The following is a 23,136-nucleotide window of genomic DNA, read 5'->3' as shown; positions in this document are numbered from 1 at the left end:
GGACAGTCCCGCCATCTCTGCCTTAGGCTTCGCGCCTGAGGGAGAATTACCATGACATATCACACCGCCGCCGCAGACATCGCGCTGCGCGATCAATCCATTACAGAACGCGTTTTTGAAAACCTTGCACAGCGCCCCGACGAGGTCGTGCTGACCGACGGGATGACAGGTGCGACCATGACCGCCGCCGAATTTATGGGTCAGGTCAAGTCACTTGCAGGCGGGTTGACGGAGCGCGGGTTTGGCGCGGGTAAAACCGTCGCGCTGATGTCGCCCAATATTCCGCATTATTGCGTTGTCTTCCATGCGGTTGCCTGGGCGGGCGGTACGATCACCACGATCAACCCCACCTATACCACCGCCGAAGTCTCACATCAGCTGCGCGACAGCGGCGCCGACCTTCTGATCACCATTCCGATGTTCCTCGACACCGCCCAAGCGGCGGCAAAAGACGCCGCCGACCAGCCCGTTGTCGTGATGGGCGATGCCCAGAACGGGGCCGAGCCGCTGTCCGCCTTTTACGGCGCAGCGCAAGAGGCGCAAGCGCCCGTCGACCTTGATACCCATGCAGTTGTTCTACCCTATTCATCGGGCACCACAGGCTTGCCCAAAGGCGTGCGGCTAAGCCACCGCAACCTTGTGGTCAACGTCGATCAGGTCATCGCTGGCGGTGACGTGCGCAGCGGCGAAGTGGCCGCGGCCTTCCTTCCCTTCTTTCACATCTATGGCATGAACGTGCTGATGAACGTCCACCTTGCGGGTGGTGGTGCGCTGGTCACCATGCCGCGGTTCGATCTGGAGCTGTTTTTGCAGATCAGCCAGGACCACAAAGCCCGCCGCATGTGGATCGTCCCGCCTGTGGCGCTGGCGCTGGCGAAACACCCGATCGTGGACAACTACGACCTTTCCTCGGTCGAGCAGATTTTCTCGGGTGCCGCCCCCCTTGGGGCCGAAGTTTCGGATGCAGTGGCAAAACGGCTTAACTGTATCTCGTTGCAGGGGTTCGGCATGACCGAACTCTCCCCCGTCTCCCATACCACGCCGTCCGATAGGCCCAAGTCGGGCTCGTCTGGCGTGGCGTTGCCCAACACTCTGTGCCGTGTGGTTGACCCGGACAGCGGCGAAGACCTGCCCGCAGGCAGCGAGGGAGAGCTGTGGATCAAAGGCCCGCAGGTGATGCAAGGCTATCTGAACAACGAAAAAGCCACCGCCGAGACGCTGACGCCCGATGGCTGGCTCAAGACAGGTGACATCGCCTATATCGACGACGAAGGGTATATGTTCATCGTGGACCGCCTGAAGGAGCTAATCAAATTCAAAGGCTTCCAAGTCGCCCCTGCAGAGCTGGAGGCAACGCTGAACGCCCATGACGGTATCATCGACGCCGCCGTGATCGGCCTGCCCGACGACGAGGCGGGCGAGCTGCCTGTGGCCTATGTGGTGGCAGGCGACCCCGCCCCCACCGAGGAAGAGATCAAGGCACATCTGGCCAAGACGCTTTCGTCCTACAAACAGGTCCACACCGTGCATTTTGTGGATGAAATCCCCAAATCCGCCAGCGGTAAAATCCTGCGCCGCGTGCTCAAAGCGCAAGCGATGGGCTAAGAGCCGCTTTTTCGGGGTGCGCTGCGCCAAAGCTGGCGCACCCCTTACGCCCCTTGCATGAGGTTCTGCGCCAGCATCAGCTTGTTGTTGTCGGGGTCAAACAGCGTACTCAGGGCAACCATCCCCTCCATCGTCTCGGTCGGCCCGTCAAAGGCCACGCCCGCCGCTTCCAGTGCGGCGCGGGCTGTGGCGATATCTGCCACACCGAACACAGGGATCGTGCTGCTGGTCGCGACCGGAGCCTGCGTGCCAAAGCCCAGCGTCAAACCGGGCGTATTGGTCGCCATCTCGGTCCAGCCTGCGTCATCCGCGTGAAACAGCAGCGAAAAGCCCAGCATGTCGGCGTACCACTGCGCGCTTGCGTGCCTGTCTGATACGGTCATGCTCAGCGTGACGGTATGGTCGAGGTCTATCAAGGCCATATTCTGTCCTTCCTGATTTTGCCCAGCATCCTTGCGGATCAGGTGATCTGTCAACGACTTTGACGAAACGGGACTTCAGCCGAATCATCTGATGGACGGAACACAGCTGGGCGGCGTCAGGTCTCTGCTTTATGCCAAAAGCATCGCGGAAAGGTGCCAATGTTGCCGCTGCACTCCTGTTTTCACCCGCCATAATCGAGGAGCCCCCGAACGCCCCAACCGCGACAAGAGCCACAAACAGGCACAGCGATGTTCTGGCCGCCCTGCCAATCATGCGAACGGCGCGCCTAGTTTGATCTATGTCATTGACCGCCCTTCCCCATACCTTACTCTGACCCAACCCCGTTCTGCGGGGATGTATCCAGAACAGATCGGAGACTGGCCCATGTTTTCCCGCTTCCCCCTTTCCCTGACGGCCTGCGCCCTTGCGTTGGCAGGCTGCGCCCAGACGGCCGCCTTTGACACCGCATCCGTCACGCGGGGCAAAGCCATCTATGCGGCCGAATGCGCACAATGCCACGGTGCGACGGGCATGGGCGGCGGCGACGCCTCCCTCGGCCTTGGCGCCCCGCCGCCCACACTTGCCGGATTGACTGCCCGTAATGACGGCGTCTTCCCGCGGGCCTTTGTGCAGCGCTTTGTGCTGGGCAAGGTGGAAAAAGAAGACGTAGACGCCGCGATGCCCGATTTCGGCACCGTGGGGCTGGCGCATATGCAAAAGGCGGGTGACGTGGCCCAGGTGTCCTCTGAGGATATGACCGCGCTGCTTGATTACCTCGAGACTTTGCAGAAATAGCGGGCAACGGGATGCGTAGAGATTACCTGCGGGCTGCGGCCCCCTTGAACAGGACCGCGCCCGAGGCTAAACCCCGTTTGACATCATCCAAAAAGGGCGCATCCCATGCTTGACCTCACCTACGACGAGCCGAAAATCCGCACGATTGCAGGGGCCAAGCAAGACTGGGAACTGGTCATCGGGATGGAAGTCCACGCGCAGGTTTCCTCGAATGCGAAACTGTTCTCTGCCGCCTCGACCAAATTCGGCGCCGAACCTAACTCGAATGTCGCCTTTGTGGACGCGGCCATGCCCGGGATGCTGCCCACGATCAACGAATTCTGCGTCGAACAGGCCGTGCGCACAGGGCTGGGCCTCAAGGCCGAGATCAACCTGTGGTCGGCCTTTGATCGCAAGAACTATTTCTACCCCGACCTGCCCCAAGGCTACCAGATTTCGCAGCTTTACCACCCCATCGTGGGCGAAGGCGAAGTGCTGGTCGAGCTTGGCGATGGCACGGCACGGATGGTGGGGGTTGAGCGTATCCACCTTGAACAGGACGCAGGAAAATCCATTCACGACATGGACCCCAATATGTCTTTCGTGGACCTCAACCGCACAGGCGTCGCGTTGATGGAGATCGTCAGCCGCCCCGACATTCGCGGCCCCGAAGAGGCCGCCGCCTATCTGGCCAAACTGCGCCAGATCCTGCGCTATCTGGGGACGTGCAACGGCGACATGCAGTCGGGTGCAATGCGCGCCGATGTGAACGTGTCGATCTGCGCACCGGGTCAGTACGAGAAATACAAAGCCACAGGCGATTTCGGCCACCTTGGCACGCGCTGCGAGATCAAGAACATGAACTCGATGCGGTTCATCCAGCAGGCGATTGACGTCGAAGCCAAGCGCCAGATTGCAATCGTAGAAGCAGGCGGCGAAGTCACCCAAGAGACGCGCCTGTTTGACCCCGACAAGCAAGAGACACGCTCCATGCGGTCCAAGGAAGAAGCGCATGACTACCGCTATTTCCCTGACCCCGATCTGCTGCCGTTGGAGATTGAGCAGTCGTGGGTGGACGAGATTGCCGCCAATCTGCCGGAACTGCCTGATGCCAAGAAGGCACGCTTTATCAACGACTTCGGTCTCAGCGATTATGACGCATCCGTGCTGACCGCCGACTTGGACAGTTCTTCGTATTTTGAGGAAACCGCCCAAGGTCGTGATGGCAAGATGTGCGCCAACTGGGTGATTAACGAGCTGTTTGGCCGCCTCAAGAAAGACGAAAAAGACATCTCTGACAGCCCCGTGACCCCCGCCATGTTGGGCGGGATTGTGGATCTGATCGCCTCTGAAGCGATCAGCGGCAAGATCGCCAAAGACGTGTTCGAAATCACCTACACCACGGGCCGCGACCCTGCCGAAGTGGTCGAAACCGAAGGTCTCAAGCAAGTCACCGACACGGGCGCCATCGAGGCCGCCGTGGACGAGATCATTGCCGCCAACCCCGATCAGGTCGCCAAGGCGAAGCTGAACCCCAAGCTGGCAGGCTGGTTTGTGGGTCAGGTGATGAAAGCCACAGGCGGCAAGGCCAATCCAAAGGCCGTGAATCAACTGGTCGCGGCCAAGCTGCAAGAGACCTAAGGCGAAGGCACGCCCATGATCCGCGCCATTCTTCATGTCGCGGCTATTGTGGGTCTGACTATCCTGACCCAATTGGGCGGCCTTGCTTGGGCGGTGGCCTTGTGGTTTCGCCGCCCGTGGTTGGTCTTTGGCGCGGTCTACATCGCGCTTTCGCTGGGCGCGGTCTGGCTTGCACCACTAGCAGGGCGCGTTGCATTGCCCTGCGCCTCGGACGGGGCGATTCGGATGCAATCACCGCTCTATTGCGCGTTGAACCGGCATTATGTCACGCCGGAGCTGGCGCAGGTGCTGACCGATTACGCGAATGCGATGGCGGCGGTGCATGACGGCACAACCACACTGATCCTTGATGCGAATTTCCCCTTTTTCGACGGGTTTCCCCTGCTGCCGCATTTGTCCCACAATGACGGGGCCAAGGCCGACATCGCCTTCTATTACCGCGACGCGGACGGGTATCTGGGCGCAAGCGCCCGATCTCCGCTGGGGTATTTCGCGTTCGAGGACGGGCCAACCCCCTGCCCCAAGCGCCACCTGACGATGCGCTGGGATTTGGCGTGGCTGCAACCCTTGTGGCCCAATCACGAGCTTGAGCCTGCGCGCATGCGCACCGCCCTGCGCCTGCTGTCCGCCGACCCGCGTGTGGGAAAGGTGTTCATCGAGCCGCACCTGAAGCAACGCTTTGCCCCCAATGAACCGAAGATCCGTTTCCAAGGTTGCCGCGCTGCACGTCACGACGACCACATTCACCTACAGCTTTAGCCTCTCGCCCCGACCGGTTTCCCGTGCTAACCAGAGCCTATGAAACAAATACTCCGCTCCTCGCCCATGCCCGTTCTGCCTGAATGGATCGACTATAACGGCCATCTGAATATGGCTTACTACTCTGTTCTGATGGATAAGGGCGCGGATGAGGTCTATCCCCAACTGGGGTTCGGGCCAAACTATCGCGACACCACACAATGCACGACCTATGTGGCCGAATTTCACGTCTGTTATCTGCGCGAATTGCATGAAGGCGACCGCGTCACGACCACCTTCCACCTCATCGACTATGATGAAAAGCGGTTCCACGTCTTCCAAGAACTCTGGCACGAGGACGGCTGGTGCGCAGCGACAGGTGAAGCGCTGACCTTGCATGTGGATCAATCAGGCGAGAAACCCAAGGTCGCCCCGATGCCGCAAGCGATCCTGAACAACCTTGCCACGATGAAAGAGGCGCAGACAGGGCTGGCCATCCCCGAGCGGGTGGGCCGCAAGATCGGGATTGTGCGCAAATAACGCGCAACCAGTTTCACCGCCTCTCAACGGCGGCGAAACGAGTAGGAACACCCCAAATCAGAACAGCTCGATATCATTGGCAAGGGCCACAACATCCGTGACGCCCAACAGCGTCAGCGTATTGGCATAGCCCGGATGATCAAAGGTAAAGCTGTGCGGCAAGGTGGCGCCTGAACAGATGACCAGATTGCCGTCGACCACTGTTGCACCGCTCAGGTATTCGGCAGCCGAAGCGGGCTCATCGCCCGACAGCCGCCCGCCATTGCCCGCAATTTGCCAACCGATCCGAAGTGTATCGACCCCCAGCGCAAAGTCTTCAATCACGTCAGAACCGCGATCGGCGTAAAGCTCGAACGTGTCCGCGCCCGCACCACCATTGAACACGTCGCTTTCGCTTTCGTCGAACAGCTCGGAACCGCCAACCAGCAGGTCATCGCCGTCACCACCGCGCAGCGAATCTTCGCCCACCCCGCCAAAGAGCCGGTCATTGCCAATCCCGCCGATCAGCAGATCGTTGCCTTCAAAGGACGCGATGTAGTCGTTGCCATCGCCGCCCGTCATTTCATCGGCATCGGCGTTCCCACGCAAATAGTCGTTGAACCCTGTCCCGATGACGTTCTCGATATTGGTCAGAACATCGCCCTCGACCGCAAGGCCGTTTGTCTGCGTTCTGGGGCTTTGTTGCACGATTCAAATGCAGGCTAGAGCTCCCCTTACCCCAGACGGATTTATGCTGCGGGCACTGTTTTCGGGATGCCAAGCGCGGTGAAGCCATTGAGGATGGCGGCCCGGATCTGGATCTCGGCAACCTGCCGATCGAAGTCCCGAGCTGAGAGGCGTTGACCAAGCAATTTCAAACAATGCATCTTCGTTTCGACGCGGCTTCTGCGGTGATATCCGGTCAGGTGCCGCCACAATGCACGTCCCAGATATTTTGAGGATCGCACCGCTTCGTTTCGCGCAATGGTACCTGGTGTGTATGCTTTCCAGAGCTTTGCATTCTTGCGCGGTGGGATGACCGCATGGGCATTGCGGGCGGCAATCGCGTCATGACATTTGCGCGTGTCGAATGCGCCATCTGCAGTGACGCTGCCGAGGTCTTCGTCGGCTGGGATTTGGTTGAGAAGATCAGGAAGCATCGGGGCGTCGCCGATACTGCTGGTTGTCACCTCAACTGCGCGTATCTCCAGTGTTTCTTCGTCGATCCCGATATGTATCTTACGCCAAAGACGGCGTTTGGGACCACCATGCTTGCGCGCATTCCACTCGCCTTCGCCTTCAGCTTTGATACCTGTGCTGTCAATGAGCAAGTGTAGCGGACCAGACGAGCCGCGATACGGAATGCTGACCGGCAATGTCTTTTGCCGCCGACATAAGGTGCTGAAGTCAGGCACGGACCACTCAAGACCTGTTAAAGCCAACAGACTTTCAACGAAGCCTGTGGTCTGCCGCAAAGGTAAGCCAAACAGCACTTTGATCGTCAGGCAGGCTTGGATCGCAGCGTTGCTGTAGGCCTGCTGACGACCCCTTTTACCTGAAGGCTTCGCTTCCCAAGCCATCTCAGCATCAAACCAGATTGATAACGAACCACGTTGCTTCAAGGCCTTGTTATAATCTGACCAGTTCGTGGTCTTATACGTCGTCGGTGTCCAACTGCTCATACACGTTAGCTATCACGCTGGATTCATACAGTGAATCCCATCAGCCGATTTGTGCAACAAAGCCGCGTTCTGGAAAAAAATGGCGAGGGTCACGCGCACCGCGCCGTCCATCTCGGCATAGGAAACTGTGTCGACATCGTTGGTCGTATCGAGGTCGCCGCCAATCACCAGATCAGCCCCTGCGATGAACAGGTCGCCGCCTGCACCGCCCAGCAACGTATCCTCGCCCCAATAGCCCCGCATCCTGTCATTGCCTGCCCCCCGAACATGAGTTCATCCACAACCACACGGGTTTCAGCACGCAGGTCGTCATCGTTTAGGGTGCCAATGATGCGCGTATCTCGGGTGATGCTCACACTCCAATCGCTAACCGCACCTACAATGTCCGCGACATAGCCGTCACCCATGCTGTAGCCCACCAAAGATCCGAGCCCAGCACTATCTCCATACCGTGTGCTAATATCAAAGCTGCCATCGTCGGCCCGCTGCAACTGAACTTGAAAGCTGTTAAGCTCAAAATAACTTGAGATAAAAAACGGACTGTGAGAGTCTTGCCACGGCATCCTGTCCCACGTCACATTGGTCGCCTCCGCAGCCGCATCACGCCCGATATGGACCAGTGAAAGATCGGTTCCGATACTGCCAAAAGACGTATAATCATCATAACTTGGCGCGATCCAATAATCGTCGTCCAGCCCGATCCGCTGCCCGCCCAAATCAAGCGTCTCCCCAAGGACAGACGTAAAATCAAATAGCTGATAATTATTGTCACCGCGCGTCATGGTGACTTCGCCGTAATCCGAACTACCGCCCAAACCGCTCATAAGGTTTGAATTGCACACAATAATTCCTTCGTAAAATATGGCGTCTAGCCTACGCAAGATGAGTGTAAATGAAAGGCGGCTTGCCCTGTATTGCGTCAAAACTGCGGAAACAAGGCAGATACGCGCTGCGACAGCCATGCCACCGGTTTCTGGATGCCTGCAAATGGGGCAGGCAAAACTTGGCCAGACACCCTGTTCCCTTTCGCAGCACGCCGCGCTAAAACGGCGCGAACCAATGAGAGCCGCCAATGACCCGCTATGAATACAAAGTCGTGCCTGCCCCCTCCAAGGGGATCAAAGGCAAAGGCGTGCGCGGGGCGGAGGCGCGGTTTTCTTTTGCCTTGCAGGAGCTGATGAACGGCATGGCGGGATACGGCTGGGAATACCAGCGCAGCGAGACGCTGCCCTCGATCGAGCGCTCGGGCATTACAGGCTCCACCACCGAATGGCGCAATGTGCTGGTGTTTCGGCGTCCGCGCACGGGCGACGCGTCCGAGTTCCAGCCAGAGCTGCTGCCCGCGCCCGTCGACGACTTTAACGACGACAGCGAAGCCGTTGAATTGGAATATGAAAGCGACGGCACGGCCGCTGCCCCGCTGCCTGACAACGGGGTCGAGGATACTCAGATCGACAGCAAAATCGGCGCGTCGCTCAGCATCCTTGCGCGTGCCCGCAGCGTCACCGTCGCCCCCGACGCGGCAGCGGACGAAGACGACTCGCCCAAGGACACAGCCAAAGACTAAGGCGTCAGGTCCAGCGACAGCGCGTGAATACGGGCGATCAGATCCGCCCCCAGCGCACTGTGGACGGCGCGGTGTTTTGCCACACGGCTTAGCCCCGCAAATTCCGGCGCCTCCAGCTTCACGTCAAAATGCGTCTCGCCCCCCTCACGAAAGCCTGCATGGCCGCGGTGCGCCTCGCTTACGTCCTCTACCACCAACACGGCGGGGGTAAAGGCTGCACGCAGCGCCTCTTCGATCTCGATTTTAACGGCCATAAACCCTCCAATGAGAGCGATTTTTTTTGCGCCGCCCCCTTCCCTCTGTCAGCCACATGTTTAGTATGGCCGCCTCTGCTCGGAAAGGTGTAGCCATGCAAAAAAACGATCCTTTTGGTTTTGATATGTCGGTCTCTTCTGCAAAGAAGAAGAATCCTCGGGGTCGTCGTGGCATGTCCGGCGCGTCGGAGACGTCGACGCGGGTCTGCGATCACGAGGGCTGTGACGAGGCGGGCAAGTATCGCGCCCCCAAAGCGCCCGACGTTCTGGATGATTATTTCTGGTTTTGTCAGCAGCACGTGCGCGAATACAACACCAAGTGGAATTTCTTCCATGGCACCACCGAGGCCGAGATGAACGCGCAAATGTCCGAAGACAAAGTCTGGGACCGCCCGACCAAGCCGATGGGCGATCCCGAAGCCCGCGCATGGGCGCGTCTGGGCATCGAGGACCCGCATCAGGTGCTGGGTGCGAACGCCACGCAAAACCCCGGAAAAGGCCCCCAAGCGGGCCGCCGTCTGCCCCCCACAGAGCGTAAGGCGCTGGATATTCTGGAGGCCAAGGACAACCTGACCAAGCCGGAAATCCGCAAAATTTACAAAGGCTTGATCAAGGTTCTTCACCCTGACATGAACGGCGGCGACCGCAGCCAGGAAGAGCAGTTGCAACAGGTCGTCTGGGCGTGGGACCAGCTTAAATCCAGCCGGAATTTCAAGGACTGAGCCATCCGCACGGGCGCGCAGCAGGCACGTTTCCCCTGTCTTACCCCTCGCAAACGGGTAAAGCAGGGCAAAGGCGGCACACCCCGCCTTTCGCTGCGCAGAACTGGCCTCAAAGGCAGGGCGAATTTAGGCCTTTCCCTTGAGCCTGCCCGCGATATGTTGCACGAGATAAACAGATAAAGCCCTGTGAGAGGGCGCGATAGAATTAGGATTGATAAACATGGCTGACGGCGGACTGGACCTGAACGCGACCCCGACCAAAGAAATCTCGGTACGGGAGGTGTTCGGCATCGACACCGACATGACCATCAAGGGGTTCGAAGAGCGCACAGACCGCGTGCCGGAACTGGACAGCACGTACAAGTTCGACGCCGACACGACCTTGGCGATCCTTGCAGGGTTTTCGCACAACCGCCGCGTCATGGTGCAGGGGTATCACGGCACGGGCAAATCCACCCACATCGAACAGGTGGCAAGCCGATTGAACTGGCCCACTGTGCGCGTGAACCTCGACAGCCACATCAGCCGGATCGACCTGATCGGCAAAGACGCGATCAAGCTGGTCGATGGCAAACAGGTCACCGACTTTCAGGAAGGCATCCTGCCTTGGGCGCTGCGCACGCCCACTGCGATTGTGTTTGATGAATATGACGCGGGCCGCGCCGATGTGATGTTTGTGATCCAGCGTGTGCTGGAAGTAGACGGCAAGCTGACGCTGCTGGACCAGAACAAAGTGATCACCCCGCACCCCTATTTCCGCATCTTTGCTACCGCCAACACTGTGGGCCTTGGCGATACGACGGGTCTGTACCACGGCACGCAGCAAATCAACCAAGGTCAGATGGACCGTTGGTCGCTTGTCTCGACGCTGAACTACCTCAGCATCGACGCAGAAAGCGCGATTGTTCTGGCCAAGAACCCGCATTTCAACACCGAGGCTGGCCGCAAGACGGTCAAGCAGATGGTCACTGTCGCGGACCTGACGCGCACGGCGTTTATGAATGGCGATCTGTCTACCGTGATGTCGCCTCGTACCGTCATCGCATGGGCGCAAAACTCGTCTATTTTCAACAACGTGGGCTACGCCTTCCGCCTGTCGTTCCTGAATAAGTGTGACGAGCTGGAGCGCCAGACGGTTGCGGAATTCTACCAGCGTTTGTTCGACGAAGAGCTGCCGGAGAGCGCCGCAAGCGTAAGCCTTGGGTAACACTTTTTATCAGCGCATAAAAAAAGCCCCGGTGCAGCGCACCGGGGCTTTTTATTATAGTCAGGCAGTTTATTGGTCGCGTTTTGCGTCGCCCTTGTGAATTGAGCCTTTGACTTCGTCGACCACGTCGGCTTCGTCATATGACTCGTACAGTGGCAGTGTGTTGAAACCGCTTGATGTGTTGCTTACGGCGTTGTCTTCGACGTTCTCTTGTGGGTCTTCTTTCACACCCAGCTCCGGCGAGCTGCCCATCGGTTCGGCAAGCGCTGCAACGGGTGATGCTGCGAAAAGAGCAATAAGTGCGATGCTGGCGTTTTTCTTCAGATTGGTCATTGTAGTTCTCCTTAGTTTGCTTGGAAGCGGCGTCGTCCGTGTTGCGCTTCCTTGTATGCAGGGACAACGGCGAACACGGCCAAGCGTTCCGCTTTTTTCAAACTTGTCCGGTAACGCCTTCGTGAGCGCCGCACATATCGGTATTTGGCCGACCAGCATATGCGAAAGGTAAGCCGCATTGCGACAAAGGTGCCCCGAGGACGTTTTGATTGTCGTTTATGGCCTGCCTGCCTTTGACCCTACCGACAAAACCTGCGAAATATGACGGACCAAATTAGGATGAGGGCTGCATGACCACCACAGACAATCCCGCCGACGCGTTCAAGAAGGCGCTGGCCGAAGCCTCCAAGGTCATGGCCAATGACCCTGATCTAACGGTCAGCTATTCGGTGGACCCCTCGGGCCTGTCAGGCGATGCGATGCGGCTGCCGCAGGTGACGCGGCGGATGACCCGCGACGAGGTGCTGTTGGCGCGTGGCACGGCGGATGCACTGGCGCTCAACCGCCGCTATCACAACGGCCAGACACACGCCCGCTATCAGCCGCAGGGCGAAATGGCCCGCGACCTTTATGAGGCGATGGAGACAGCCCGTTGCGAGGCCGTAGGCGCCCGCGACATGCCCGGCACCGCCGGCAACATCGACGCCAAGATAAAGCACGAGGCTTTGCGCAAAGGGTACGATCAGGCGAAATCTGCCTCGGACGTGCCGCTGGCGGTGGCTGCGGGATACCTCGTGCGCCATCTGGCCACGGGCCGCCCCATGCCTGCGGGCGCGGAAAACGTGATGGAGCTGTGGCGCGGCTATATTGAAGACAGCTGCGGTGGCACGCTGGAGGATCTGGAAAACGCGCTGGAGGATCAGGCGTCCTTTGCCAAATTCGCGCGGCAGATGATCACCGATCTGGGCTATGCCGATCAGCTGGGCGATGACCCTGACGGGCTGGACGAAGATCAGGAAGACGAGGCCGAGGAAGGCAGCGAAGAACAGGACGATCCCGACAGCACAGGCAGCGACGACCAAGAGGACGAGGATGCAGAGGCCTCACCCGAGCAGTCGCAGGAGGAGCAGCAGGACGCGTCACAGGCGCAGGTCAGCATGGATGACATGGCCGATCAGGAATTGGGCGAAGAGGCAGAGATGCCCGAGGGCGAAGCCCCGATGGAGCCGCCTGCCCCGCAGCCTGTCTCGGACGCTGATCCCAATTACACCGTCTACAACAGCGACCATGACGAGGTTGTGGGTGCTGAAGAACTCGCCGAACCTGTCGAGCTGGAACGTCTGCGTGCCTATCTGGACCAACAGCTGGAGCCGCTGAAAGGTGCCGTGAGCCGTTTGGCCAACAAATTGCAGCGCCGCCTGCAAGCGCAGCAGAACCGCAGTTGGGAGTTTGATCTGGAGGAAGGCACGTTGGACGCGGGTCGTCTGGCACGGATTGTGGCGAACCCGACCACGCCGCTGAGCTTTAAGGTGGAAAAAGATACCGAATTCCGCGATACGGTTGTGACGCTGCTGCTGGACAACTCCGGCTCGATGCGCGGGCGGCCGATTTCCATCGCCGCGATCTGCGCCGATGTTCTGGCCCGCACACTGGAGCGGTGCAACGTGAAGGTCGAAATCCTTGGCTTTACCACTCGTGCGTGGAAAGGCGGCCAAGCGCGTGAGGCTTGGCTGAACGATGGCCGCCCCACACAGCCCGGCCGTCTCAATGATCTGCGCCACATCATCTATAAATCCGCTGACGCGCCGTGGCGCCGCACGCGGCCCAATCTGGGGCTGATGATGAAGGAAGGGTTGCTGAAGGAAAACATCGACGGTGAGGCGCTGGAATGGGCGCACCGCCGCATGATCGCCCGCTCGGAATCGCGCAAAATCCTTATGGTGATCTCGGACGGGGCGCCTGTGGATGACAGCACCTTGTCGGTGAACCCTGCGAACTTCTTGGAAAAGCACCTGCGCGATGTGATCGAGATGGTGGAAAAGAAGAAAGCAGTTGAGCTGTTGGCAATCGGGATCGGCCATGACGTTACGCGCTATTACGAACGCGCGGTGACGATCACCGATGTCGAGCAGTTGGCGGGTGCGATGACCGAGCAACTGGCGTCTTTGTTCGACAGTGACCCGCGGAAACGGGCGCGCGTCATGGGGATGAAACGCGCTGGTTGAGAGTGCGGGATTGAGTTTAAGGGCAAAATAAAGAAGGGGGAGCGGGCGTGTTTCAATCATTTGAGGTAACGGCGCGGCCTGAGCAAGGCCCCCCTAGGTTGGACGCTTTGCGTGCGCAGATGAGCGCTGCGGCGTTGGACGGGTTTATTGTGCCGCGTGCCGATGCGCATCAGGGTGAGTATGTGGCGGCGCGGGATGCGCGGTTGTCGTGGCTGACAGGATTTACGGGGTCTGCGGGCTTTTGTGTGGTCTTGGGCGATGTGGCGGGTGTGTTCATCGACGGGCGTTACCGCACGCAGGTCAAGGCGCAGGTGGCGGATGTTTATACCCCTGTCCCATGGCCCGAAGTCTCTATGGCGGCGTGGCTGTTGGAGCAGTTGCCCACAGGCGGACGTGTGGGGTTTGACCCGTGGCTGCATACGGTTGAGCAGATAGCAAAAGCGCAAAAGGCGCTGGAAGGATCGGGGATCGAGCTGGTGCAATCAGCCAACCTGGTGGATGCGATATGGGACGACCAGCCTGCCCCGCCGATGTCTGCCGCCAAGGTGCATCCGCTTGAATTCGCGGGCGAGAGCCATGACGACAAGCGTGTGCGGCTTGCACGTACGCTGGTTGAAGCGGGCGAGGCTGCGGCCATCATTACCCTGCCAGACAGCATTTGTTGGCTGCTAAACATGCGCGGCGCGGATATCGAGCGCAACCCTGTGCTGCACGGCTTTGCCATTCTGCACAGCAATGGCGCGGTAGATCTGTTCTCGGAGCCGTCAAAATACGCAGGGCTTGAGGCGCATTTGGGCGGGGATGTTCATCTGCATGCACCGGACGGGTTTCTGGACGCTGTGGCCGACCTGCAAGGGCCCGTTCGCATTGATGCTTCTACCGTGCCGCAGATTGTGGCCGATGCCTTGGGCGATGCGGCTGTGGCGGGAGCAGAGCCTTGCGCCTTGCCCAAAGCGTGCAAGAACACCGCCGAGGTCGAGGGCGCTGCTGCCGCACATCTGCGCGACGGGGCCGCCATGGTCGAGATGCTGTGCTGGCTGGATGCGCAACCAATCGGGAGCTTGACCGAGACTCAGGTAGTTTCGCAGCTGGAGACCCTGCGCCGCCGGGACAATGGCCTGCAAGACATCAGCTTCGAGACGATTGCAGGCACTGGTCCCAACGGCGCCATCATGCACTACCGCGTCACCGAAGAGACAGACAGCACGCTGGAAGACGGACATCTGATCGTGCTCGACAGTGGCGGGCAGTATCTGGACGGGACCACCGACATCACCCGCACCATCGCGATTGGCACGCCTCCTGCGGAAGCGGCCGAGGCGTTCACCCGTGTTCTGTCTGGCATGATCGCGATGAGCCGCCTGCGCTGGCCGCGTGGCCTTGCGGGCAGCCATATCGAAGCCATCGGGCGCATGCCGCTTTGGCTGGCGGGGCAGGATTTCGACCACGGGCTGGGCCACGGTGTGGGCGCGTATCTGAGCGTGCATGAAGGCCCCCAGCGTCTGAGCCGTGTCAGCCATGTGCCGCTAATGCCTGGCATGATCCTGAGTAATGAGCCTGGCTATTACCGCGAGGGGGCCTTTGGCATTCGCATCGAAAACCTGTTGGTTGTGCAAGAAGCGCCTGCCCTGCCCTCAGGCGATGCGCACCGCGATATGTTGAATTGGCGCACGCTGGCCTTTGCGCCGATTGATCGCCGCCTGATTGTGCCAGACATGCTGGCCCCTGATGACCGCGCATGGCTCAATGACTATCACGCGCAGGTCGCAGCAAAGATCGGCCCACGGGTTACGCCCGCCGCGAAAGAGTGGTTAGATAGGGCAACTGCGCCCGTCTAGGGCGCGCATGGCGTTCGGGGGGAGAGAATTCATGGACCATATCACAATTCGCAAAGCAGCAGGCACTTGGACAGTTCGCGCAGGCGGCGCGGTCTTGGGGGAGAGCGACGCGGCGCTTGAGCTGGTCGAGGGCGACTACCCCCCTGTGATCTACTTCCCGCGCAGTGACATCGCCATGGCGTTTCTGGATGCTACGGACAAGACATCGCATTGCCCGCACAAGGGCGACGCCAGCTACTTCTCGGTCGTGACAAAAAGCACAACATTGGAAAATGTGGTCTGGTCCTATGAGGAGCCGAAGGAAGCTGTGGCCCAGATCAAAGACTATGTCGCCTTTCACAAGGTCGACGAAGTCACGGTGGAACAGATTTAGGAATGTTCCTCGGCTGCGGTGGCGGCCAAAGCGCGGTTGTAGGCGCGTAGGGCATCAACGTGGAACAATGCGCCCAACAGCTCGGGCGGGGCGGCGTCGGCTGACAGCATGACGACGGGCAGGAATTGCGCGCCCGTCTTCTCGAAAATCGGGATGGCGATTTCCAGCGTGGCGGCGGCATCGATATAGAGGCCTTCACCAATCATTTCCCAACAGCGGGCCTCATCCGCGGCGCGGGGGTGATCCATCGGCCGCATGGTTTTCGCAGCCGAGAACATCGCCAACAGATAGGCCTGCGGTCCTGCCGCCAGATGAATGCCGCGCCGTTCGATCTGGGTGAGGAAGAAGCTGCGGTTCACCAGCCTTGAGCCCAAGGCCGTCGACATGCTGACCGCGACCATCACGGCCAGACCAGTCTGCCAATCGCCTGTCAGCTCGAACACGATCAGCGTGGTCGAAATAGGTGCCCCCAGCACAGCTGCCGCCACAGCGCCCATGCCTGCCAGCGCATAAAGCGAGGTAGAGCCGGAAACATCGGGGAATATCCCCGTAGCGATCAGGCCAAAGGCCAGCCCCACAAGCGCACCCAGCATCAGCGAGGGCGAAAAGATGCCGCCCCCCATGCGACCGCCCAGCGTGATCGCTACGGCTATCACCTTGAGCACAGCAAAGACCGTTGCCTCATGCAGAGCCAGCTCACCTGTCAAAGCAAGCGAGGTCGTTTCGTACCCCACACCGATAATATGCGGAAACCACAGCGCGATGGTGCCCAGCATCGCGCCCGCCACCATGGGACGCAGATAGCGCGGCAAATTGGTGCGGCTTTGGATGTGGTTGCCGATGTCATCGGCCCAGAACACCGCCCGCATCAGCGCCGCCGCGACGATACCGCAGGTCAGGCCCAGCAGCAAAAAGGCGGGGAGTTCGACGTAGAATTGCAGCTCGCCCGTGGTGGGCAGGGCGAATTCCGTCATGCCGTCGAATTCCAGACGGTTGATCACCGTGCCCGCCACGCTGGCGATGACGATAGGAGCAAAGGCGTGCACGGCGAAATGGCGCAGGACGACCTCCAGCGCAAAAAGCGCACCCGCGATGGGGGCATTAAAGCTGGCCGAGACGGCCGCCGCCACGGCACAGCCCAACAGGTCACGCCCCGTGATGCCATCTGCGTTCATGCGCCGGTTGATCCATGTGGAAATCACAGCCGCCAGATGCACCACAGGCCCCTCGCGCCCCGACGAGCCGCCCGTGCCCAGCGTCACCATCGACGCCAAGGCCGAGGCGATCCCTGCCCGCCCCTCGACCCGCCCGTCGTGCAGCGCAGAACCGACGATCACATCGGCGACCGAACGGGCGCGGGCATCGCGGGTGAAATGATGCAGGATCAGCCCTGTGACCAGCCCGCCAACCGTCGGGATCAGGATGATCCAGTACCACTCCAATCCACTGATAAACGTGTGCAAATGCTGCACATCATCCGTGCCGTACAATGTCTGCTGGAGCCAGTTGACGCCCTTGCGAAAGAACAACGCGGCAAAGCCCGCGGCGATGCCGACCAGCAGGGCAATGAACCAGAAGGTGATCTTGCTCGGCCCTTTTTGGCGCAGCACCTGCCATGCCTCGGCGCAACTGGCCCTCCCAAGGGCGATCTGCTGCGCGAGGTATGATTGGTTTTGCGGGCTCATGCGGGCCGCCTGTTGCGCTGGGAGAATATCGGTCCCATGCGCGGCCTCAGGCGTCGAGCAAGGCGCGAGCGGCCTCGCGGGCGGCCTCGGTTATGGTGTCGCCAGACACCATGCGGGCGACCTCGTCCACGCGGGCATCGCGGTCCAGCGGGACGACATTGGTGGTGGTCATCCCCTTTGTCACCGACTTTTCCACCCGCCAGTGATGCGCCCCCAAGGCGGCAACCTGTGGTGAGTGGGTGACGACCAGAACCTGCCCGCCGTCCGCAATGGCCGCCAGCCTGCGGCCCACAGCATCCGCCGTGGCCCCGCCGACACCGCGGTCAATCTCGTCAAAAATCAGGGTCAGGCCGGACTGGCCTTGGGTCAGGCAGACCTTGAGCGCCAGCAAAAAGCGGCTCAGCTCCCCGCCCGACGCGATTTTATTGAGCGGGCCTGCGGGCGCACCAGGGTTGGTGGCAACAGTGAATGACACTTCGTCGCGGCCCTCGGGGCCTTCTTCTTCAGGCGTGATCTGGGTGGCGAAAACCGCCCGCTCCATTTTAAGCGGGGCCAGCTCGGCGCTAACGGCTTTGTCCAGCTTGGCCGCTGCTTTTATGCGCGCACGGGTTAGCGCATCGGCGGCCTCGGCATAGGCACGCTCGGCCTGTGCAACATCGGCCTCCAGCTTGGCCTGATCGGCCTCGCCCGCGTCCAAGGCGCCCAGTTTTGCGCGCAGACTGTCGGCAAAGCTGGCCAGATCATCGGGCAGTACATCGTGCTTACGCGCCAAGGCGCGGATCGCAAACAGGCGTTCCTCGGTGTCTTCCAACTCATGCGCATCAAACGACATCGCCTCGATCGCGGCGACGACACCATCCATCGCGCTGTCCAGCTCGATCATCGAGCGGTTAAGCGCGGCCATCGGTTCCTCCAACGCGCCCTCGGCCCGTGCGGCGGCCCCGTCAAGCCAGCGGAAGGCATCGGCCAGCTTGGCCTCGGCCCCTTGCTGGCCCATTGACTCATAGGCGTTAACCACGTCTTCGCGGATTTTCTCGGCCGATTGCATGGTGCGGCGCTTGGTATCAAGGGCGGCTTCCTCGCCCTCCTCTGCGCCCAGCTTGTCCATCTCGGCCACGGCATAGCGCAGGTATTCTTCTTCTTCGCGCAGCGCCTTTTGGGCCGCTTGCGCCGCCTTGAGCAGCTTACGGGTGCGGGCCATTTCGGACCACGCCTTGCGCGTTTTGGCACGGGCCGCGTCCATGTGACCAAAGGCATCCAGAATGGTCCGGTGGCCCCGCGGGTTCAGAAGCCCGCGATCATCGTGCTGGCCGTGCAATTCTACCAACGTCTCGCTCAACGCGCGCAGCACCTCGCCCGAACAGCGGCGGTCATTGACCCATGCCGTTTTGCGCCCGTCTGCGGTGTTGATGCGGCGCAGGATCAGCTCATCCTCGGATGGCAGGCCCGCCTCCTCCAGCACCGCACGGGCGGGATGGTCGGCGGCCAGATCGAACCACGCGGTCACCTCGCCCTGTGCCGCGCCCTGGCGCACCAGATCGGCACGGCCACGCCAGCCCAGCACAAACCCGAGGCTATCGAGAAGGATGGATTTCCCCGCCCCTGTCTCACCTGTCAGCACATTGAGGCCGGGCTGAAAGCTCAGCTCCAGCCGCTCAATGATCAACATATCAGAAATGTCGAGACCGCGTAGCATTGTCAGGTATCCGTCACAGGCAGGTAGCCCCGCACGCTATATCCATTCGCCTTTCAGCGTTTGGCGATAGATTTTGGACAGCCAGTTATTGCCCAGCGACTTCAGCTCAAGCCCGCGTCCGGTCAGCAGCTTATAGCTGTCCTCATACCATTCGGTTGCCTGATAGTTGTGGCCCAAAATCGCGCCCGCTGTCTGCGCCTCATCCGTGAGGCCAAGGCTTAGATACGCCTCGACAAGGCGGTGCAGCGCTTCGGCGGTGTGGGTCGTTGTCTGGAAGTCTTCGACCACAACGCGGAAACGGTTGATGGAGGCGGTATAGTGATCGCGGCGCAGATAGTAGCGGCCGATCTCCATTTCCTTGCCTGCCAGATGGTCAAATGCCAAATCGAACTTCAGGATCGACGCCCGCGCATATTCGCTGTCGGGGTAGCGTTCAATCACTTCGCGCAGGCTTTGCAGGGCTTGGAACGTCAAACCCTGATCACGGCCCACATCGTCAATCTGGTCATAATAGCTGAGCGCGAGAAGATAGGCCGCGTAGGCGGCATCGTCATCATCGGGGTAGAAGTCGATGAAACGCTGCGCCGCCGAGCGGCTGTTCGGATAGTCGGCATCCTGATGATAGGCAAACGCCTGCATGATCAACGCCCGCTTCGCCCATTCGGAATAGGGGTACAAACGCTCGATCTCGGCGAAATAAAATGCCCCCTCGGACGGGCGCTTGCGGTTCAGCTCAAACTCTCCACGCTCGAAAATCTGTTCGGGCGTATAGGTTTCCAGCGGGATTTCCTGCGGGTTAAAGAGATTCTTTGTGAAGCGGCCCGTATCCTGCGTGCCACCGCACGCCCCCAATGCCGCAACAGCCACCAGTGTGACGGAAAGACGTCTTGCAGACCTTCCAAAACCCATCCTTGGCTATCCTTATTCTTCAACCACTTGCATATTACCCAAGGGTTTACCCCCTGTTTGCCCAACTGTTAGCACACAATTTACCGGTGCAAAACGCCCCATTTTCAATTTATAAAAAAGCCCCAAGCGCCGGCTTGGGGCTGTATCTGTTTTCAACGGGCAAACCCGCCCTACGCTACGGCTGGAATTTCGTCCCAAACCAGCCCGTGACCGGGCAAACGTGCGGCCTGTGCTGCGTCACATTCGATCAACCGCACCGCACCCGGCGTTGCGAAAAGCGCCCGCAGCAATGTGTTCGTAAGCGAATGACCTGCACGCACGCCCGTGTAATGCCCCAACAAAGGCGCACCGGCCAAAGCCAAATCACCCAATGCATCCAGCATCTTATGGCGCACAGGCTCATCCGCGTGGCGCAGCCCGCCGGGGCTGAGGACAGCATCGCCATCAAACACAACCGCGTTTTCCCCCGCCTCACCGCCAAGCGCCAGACCGTTGGCCTGCATCGCGTCCACATCCGCCTGACGGCAGAAGGTGCGGCTGTCACACAGTTCACGCGCGAAGGAGCCGTTGTTCATCACAAGCGACTTTTGCTGATGGCCGATGGCGGCATCGTCAAAATCAATCTCGAAATCAATGCGCAGCGTATTGGACGGGGCGATAGTGGCCCGCGCGTCACCGTCTTGCACGCTGACTTCCTTCAGGACCTCATAGGCCATGACAGGCACATGCAGCGACTGCACGCCGCGTGACATGATCCCGCGCACAAACGGCACGGCAGAGCCATCAAGGATCGGTACTTCGGGGCCGTCAATCTCGATCAGGGCGTTGTGGATGCCGCAGCCCGCAAGCGCGGCCATCAAATGCTCAACCGTGGACACCTGCAGCCCGCTGTCATTCTCCAGCTTGGTACACAAAGGAGAGCGGTTCACCGCATCCCAACGCGCCGCAATCATGCGGTCGCCCAGATCAACGTCGGTGCGTTTGAACCAGATACCGTGGTGGGGCGGCGCAGGGCGCACAGTCGCGGTCGCAGGTTTGCCAGAGTGCAAACCTTTGCCGGTAAAGCTGATCGCTGTTTTAACAGTATTCTGCACGCTACACACCTCGGGTACGGGGTCAGATTTCCATCTGATTAACCCTTAGATACGTCTGCACCCCCCAGCCTTCAAATCAATCATTGTAACCGACTGAAACATCCACGTAACAAACGGGCGCAATACCGCCGCCTCTACCCAAACCCCTTGTTACATAAGAAAAAAAGGCCACCCGAAGGCGGCCTCTTTCGTCACGATGTTGCGTGAATTAGTTCGCTTGACGACGCAAGAACGCGGGAATCTCGATGCGCTCCTGCTCCGGGTTTGCTTCCTGACGCGGCTGCGGCGCGGGTGCGCTGGCGGCTGCGGCACGCTGAACCGGCGGCTGCTGGCGTGCAGGCTGCGGCGCGGGTGCGCTGGCGCGTGGCTGGGCGTCGCCCTCTTGCGTGCCAGTCATCCGGTTGATCAACGAGTTGATGCCAAAGCGCGGACGCTCGCCCGTGGCGGGCTGGGCTTCGGCCGCTTGTTGCTGCTGCTGCTGTGGCGCTGGTGCAGGAGCCGCGGCAGGCGCAGGTGCTGCACGTTGGGCAGCGGCGCGCAGGCGGGCCATTGCTTCGGGCGACGGAGTGCCAGGTGTTGGCGCACGCGGTGCAACAAACTGCTCTGGCTCTGCTTCCAGCTGCTGTGGCTCCGGATCATAGGCTTCGGGCTCTGGCGTATAGGCCGGAGGCGGCAGATCGTCAGCTGCGTCTTGTACAGGCTCGAAGCGACGACCCGCGAACATATCGCGCTGTTCGGTACGGGCGGCTTGCTGAGGTGCCTCGTCAAAGAAGCTTGGCGCTTGCTCTTCCGCGGGCGCTGGCGCTGGCGCTGCTGCTGCAATCGGTGCCGCGACGGGCGCGGGCGCTTGCTCGACCTCGGCGGCCGGCTCAACTGTTTCAGTCGCCAAAGGGCGCGACATGGAGCGGCGTGGTACCGGCATATCCGTGTTCACATCCAGCGCATCAATACCAGTGGCCACAACGCTTACGCGCATCATGCCACCCAAACCTGCGTCCATGGTGGAGCCGACGATGATGTTCGCCTCTGGGTCCACCTCTTCGCGGATGCGGTTGGCGGCTTCGTCCAGTTCGAACAAGGTCAGATCGTCGCCACCTGTGATGTTGATCAGAACACCTTTCGCGCCGCGCAGGCTGATTTCGTCCAGCAGCGGGTTGGCGATTGCGGCTTCGGCAGCTTGGATCGCGCGATCTTCGCCTTCGGCCTCGCCTGTGCCCATCATGGCTTTGCCCATCTCGTCCATCACGGCGCGCACGTCCGCAAAGTCGAGGTTGATCAGGCCGGGACGGACCATCAGGTCTGTCACACCTTTGACGCCCTGGTACAGCACGTCATCGGCAAGCGAGAAGGCTTCGGTAAATGTGGTTTTCTCATTCGCCAGACGGAAAAGGTTCTGGTTCGGAATGATGATCAGCGTGTCGACGACCTTTTGCAGCGCTTCCACGCCGTCTTCGGCCTGACGCATACGCTTGGCGCCTTCAAACTGGAACGGCTTGGTCACGACACCAACGGTCAGCACACCCAACTCACGCGCAGCTTGCGCGATGATCGGAGCGGCACCCGTACCCGTGCCACCGCCCATACCGGCAGTGATAAAGCACATGTGCGCACCTGCGAGGTGGTCAACGATTTGCTCGATGCTTTCTTCGGCGGCTGATGCCCCGACAGAGGCGCGTGCGCCCGCACCCAGACCTTCGGTCACTTTAATGCCCAACTGAACGCGATTTTCGGCTTTTGCTTGCTGGAGCGCTTGCGCATCGGTGTTTGCAACAACGAAATCGACCCCCTCAAGGTTCTTGTCGATCATGTTGTTGACCGCGTTGCCGCCTGCCCCGCCCACACCGAAAACGGTGATGCGTGGCTTGAGATCTTCTTGTCCCGGCATAGAGAGGTTCAGAGTCATCGTGTGTC

23 protein-coding genes are annotated in these 23,136 nt (G+C 60.2%); 11 read left to right on the top strand and 12 right to left on the bottom strand.

The window, feature by feature from the left end; all coding sequences use genetic code 11:
• The first annotated feature begins 51 nt into the window (after nucleotides 1-51).
• Nucleotides 52-1,605, top strand: coding sequence for an AMP-binding protein (locus ABMC88_RS11215; RefSeq protein ID WP_349576974.1), 1,554 nt, complete (start codon nucleotides 52-54; stop codon nucleotides 1,603-1,605).
• A 44-nt stretch (nucleotides 1,606-1,649) separates the two neighbouring features.
• Here the strand turns inward: ABMC88_RS11215 and ABMC88_RS11210 are convergent, their stop codons facing one another.
• Nucleotides 1,650-2,027 carry a VOC family protein gene (locus ABMC88_RS11210; RefSeq protein ID WP_349576973.1) on the bottom strand — a complete coding sequence of 126 codons (378 nt, stop codon included), beginning with the start codon at nucleotides 2,025-2,027 and terminating at the stop codon, nucleotides 1,650-1,652.
• Nucleotides 2,028-2,412: 385 nt separating this feature from the next.
• Between ABMC88_RS11210 and ABMC88_RS11205 the strand changes: the two genes are divergently transcribed.
• The 4 genes from ABMC88_RS11205 (at nucleotide 2,413) to ABMC88_RS11190 (ending at nucleotide 5,721) form a co-directional block, all read left to right on the top strand.
• Nucleotides 2,413-2,823, top strand: coding sequence for a c-type cytochrome (locus ABMC88_RS11205; RefSeq protein ID WP_349576972.1), 411 nt, complete (start codon nucleotides 2,413-2,415; stop codon nucleotides 2,821-2,823).
• Between the two features lie 105 nt (nucleotides 2,824-2,928).
• The gene (gene gatB / locus ABMC88_RS11200) at nucleotides 2,929-4,443 is read left to right on the top strand and encodes an Asp-tRNA(Asn)/Glu-tRNA(Gln) amidotransferase subunit GatB (protein WP_349576971.1); all 1,515 of its coding nucleotides are present in this window, start codon (nucleotides 2,929-2,931) and stop codon (nucleotides 4,441-4,443) included.
• 15 nt (nucleotides 4,444-4,458) lie between these two features.
• The gene (locus ABMC88_RS11195) at nucleotides 4,459-5,202 is read left to right on the top strand and encodes a M74 family metallopeptidase (RefSeq protein WP_349576970.1); all 744 of its coding nucleotides are present in this window, start codon (nucleotides 4,459-4,461) and stop codon (nucleotides 5,200-5,202) included.
• Nucleotides 5,203-5,241: 39 nt separating this feature from the next.
• Nucleotides 5,242-5,721, top strand: coding sequence for a thioesterase family protein (locus tag ABMC88_RS11190; RefSeq protein ID WP_349576969.1), 480 nt, complete (start codon nucleotides 5,242-5,244; stop codon nucleotides 5,719-5,721).
• Nucleotides 5,722-5,778: 57 nt separating this feature from the next.
• Here the strand turns inward: ABMC88_RS11190 and ABMC88_RS11185 are convergent, their stop codons facing one another.
• From ABMC88_RS11185 to ABMC88_RS11170, 4 genes are read right to left on the bottom strand one after another with little or no spacing between them, the layout of a single operon-like run.
• A complete protein-coding gene (locus tag ABMC88_RS11185; RefSeq protein ID WP_349576968.1) occupies nucleotides 5,779-6,408 on the bottom strand; it encodes a calcium-binding protein in 630 nt (209 codons plus the stop codon).
• 41 nt (nucleotides 6,409-6,449) lie between these two features.
• Nucleotides 6,450-7,382, bottom strand: coding sequence for an IS5 family transposase (locus tag ABMC88_RS11180; RefSeq protein ID WP_349576967.1), 933 nt, complete (start codon nucleotides 7,380-7,382; stop codon nucleotides 6,450-6,452).
• 12 nt (nucleotides 7,383-7,394) lie between these two features.
• The gene (locus ABMC88_RS11175) at nucleotides 7,395-7,625 is read right to left on the bottom strand and encodes a hypothetical protein (RefSeq protein ID WP_349576966.1); all 231 of its coding nucleotides are present in this window, start codon (nucleotides 7,623-7,625) and stop codon (nucleotides 7,395-7,397) included.
• Nucleotides 7,547-8,344, bottom strand: a complete 798-nt coding sequence (locus ABMC88_RS11170) for a hypothetical protein (protein ID WP_349576965.1) — start codon at nucleotides 8,342-8,344, stop codon at nucleotides 7,547-7,549. Before ABMC88_RS11170 ends, ABMC88_RS11175 begins: the two co-directional genes overlap by 79 nt.
• Nucleotides 8,345-8,454: 110 nt before the next feature.
• Between ABMC88_RS11170 and ABMC88_RS11165 the strand changes: the two genes are divergently transcribed.
• Nucleotides 8,455-8,949, top strand: a complete 495-nt coding sequence (locus tag ABMC88_RS11165) for a hypothetical protein (RefSeq protein WP_349576964.1) — start codon at nucleotides 8,455-8,457, stop codon at nucleotides 8,947-8,949.
• Here the strand turns inward: ABMC88_RS11165 and ABMC88_RS11160 are convergent.
• Nucleotides 8,946-9,203, bottom strand: coding sequence for a BolA family protein (locus tag ABMC88_RS11160; protein ID WP_349576963.1), 258 nt, complete (start codon nucleotides 9,201-9,203; stop codon nucleotides 8,946-8,948). The two genes, ABMC88_RS11165 and ABMC88_RS11160, sit on opposite strands and share 4 nt — an antisense overlap.
• 95 nt (nucleotides 9,204-9,298) lie before the next feature.
• Here ABMC88_RS11160 and ABMC88_RS11155 point away from each other — a divergent pair, with 95 nt between their 5' ends.
• Both ABMC88_RS11155 and cobS read left to right on the top strand, forming a co-directional pair.
• A complete protein-coding gene (locus tag ABMC88_RS11155) occupies nucleotides 9,299-9,925 on the top strand; it encodes a J domain-containing protein (protein WP_349576962.1) in 627 nt (208 codons plus the stop codon).
• A gap of 220 nt (nucleotides 9,926-10,145) precedes the next feature.
• Nucleotides 10,146-11,132: a cobaltochelatase subunit CobS gene (cobS, locus tag ABMC88_RS11150; RefSeq protein WP_349576961.1), complete on the top strand. Its 987-nt coding sequence runs from the start codon at nucleotides 10,146-10,148 to the stop codon at nucleotides 11,130-11,132.
• Between the two features lie 69 nt (nucleotides 11,133-11,201).
• On the opposite strand, the gene ABMC88_RS11145 is transcribed toward cobS, so the two are convergent.
• The gene (locus tag ABMC88_RS11145; protein ID WP_349576960.1) at nucleotides 11,202-11,465 is read right to left on the bottom strand and encodes a hypothetical protein; all 264 of its coding nucleotides are present in this window, start codon (nucleotides 11,463-11,465) and stop codon (nucleotides 11,202-11,204) included.
• A 290-nt stretch (nucleotides 11,466-11,755) separates the two neighbouring features.
• Here ABMC88_RS11145 and cobT point away from each other — a divergent pair, with 290 nt between their 5' ends.
• The 3 genes from cobT to ABMC88_RS11130 are packed head-to-tail and all read left to right on the top strand — an operon-like array spanning nucleotide 11,756 to nucleotide 15,841.
• The gene (gene cobT, locus ABMC88_RS11140) at nucleotides 11,756-13,630 is read left to right on the top strand and encodes a cobaltochelatase subunit CobT (RefSeq protein WP_349576959.1); all 1,875 of its coding nucleotides are present in this window, start codon (nucleotides 11,756-11,758) and stop codon (nucleotides 13,628-13,630) included.
• Nucleotides 13,631-13,677: 47 nt separating this feature from the next.
• The gene (locus ABMC88_RS11135; protein ID WP_349576958.1) at nucleotides 13,678-15,468 is read left to right on the top strand and encodes an aminopeptidase P family protein; all 1,791 of its coding nucleotides are present in this window, start codon (nucleotides 13,678-13,680) and stop codon (nucleotides 15,466-15,468) included.
• A gap of 31 nt (nucleotides 15,469-15,499) precedes the next feature.
• The gene (locus tag ABMC88_RS11130; protein ID WP_349576957.1) at nucleotides 15,500-15,841 is read left to right on the top strand and encodes a DUF427 domain-containing protein; all 342 of its coding nucleotides are present in this window, start codon (nucleotides 15,500-15,502) and stop codon (nucleotides 15,839-15,841) included.
• Here ABMC88_RS11130 and ABMC88_RS11125 read toward each other — a convergent pair.
• From ABMC88_RS11125 to ftsZ, 5 genes are all read right to left on the bottom strand, one after another.
• Nucleotides 15,838-17,526, bottom strand: coding sequence for a chloride channel protein (locus ABMC88_RS11125; RefSeq protein ID WP_349576956.1), 1,689 nt, complete (start codon nucleotides 17,524-17,526; stop codon nucleotides 15,838-15,840). The genes ABMC88_RS11130 and ABMC88_RS11125 overlap by 4 nt on opposite strands.
• 46 nt (nucleotides 17,527-17,572) lie before the next feature.
• Nucleotides 17,573-19,222 (bottom strand): DNA repair protein RecN, encoded by a 1,650-nt coding sequence (gene recN, locus ABMC88_RS11120; RefSeq protein ID WP_349576955.1) that lies wholly within the window; start codon nucleotides 19,220-19,222, stop codon nucleotides 17,573-17,575.
• 36 nt (nucleotides 19,223-19,258) lie between these two features.
• Nucleotides 19,259-20,131, bottom strand: coding sequence for an outer membrane protein assembly factor BamD (locus tag ABMC88_RS11115; RefSeq protein WP_349576954.1), 873 nt, complete (start codon nucleotides 20,129-20,131; stop codon nucleotides 19,259-19,261).
• Nucleotides 20,132-20,301: 170 nt separating this feature from the next.
• Entirely contained in the window at nucleotides 20,302-21,225 is a 924-nt protein-coding gene (gene lpxC / locus ABMC88_RS11110; protein ID WP_349576953.1) for a UDP-3-O-acyl-N-acetylglucosamine deacetylase, read from the bottom strand.
• Nucleotides 21,226-21,433: 208 nt separating this feature from the next.
• Nucleotides 21,434-23,128 carry a cell division protein FtsZ gene (ftsZ, locus tag ABMC88_RS11105; RefSeq protein ID WP_349576952.1) on the bottom strand — a complete coding sequence of 565 codons (1,695 nt, stop codon included), beginning with the start codon at nucleotides 23,126-23,128 and terminating at the stop codon, nucleotides 21,434-21,436.
• Between the last annotated feature and the right edge of the window lie 8 nt (nucleotides 23,129-23,136).

The organism is Sulfitobacter aquimarinus, assembly GCF_040149565.1.
Lineage (GTDB): Bacteria > Pseudomonadota > Alphaproteobacteria > Rhodobacterales > Rhodobacteraceae > Sulfitobacter > Sulfitobacter aquimarinus.
The sequence above is the reverse complement of the archived record's forward strand: the minus strand, read 5'-3'. Positions and strand labels throughout refer to the sequence as shown.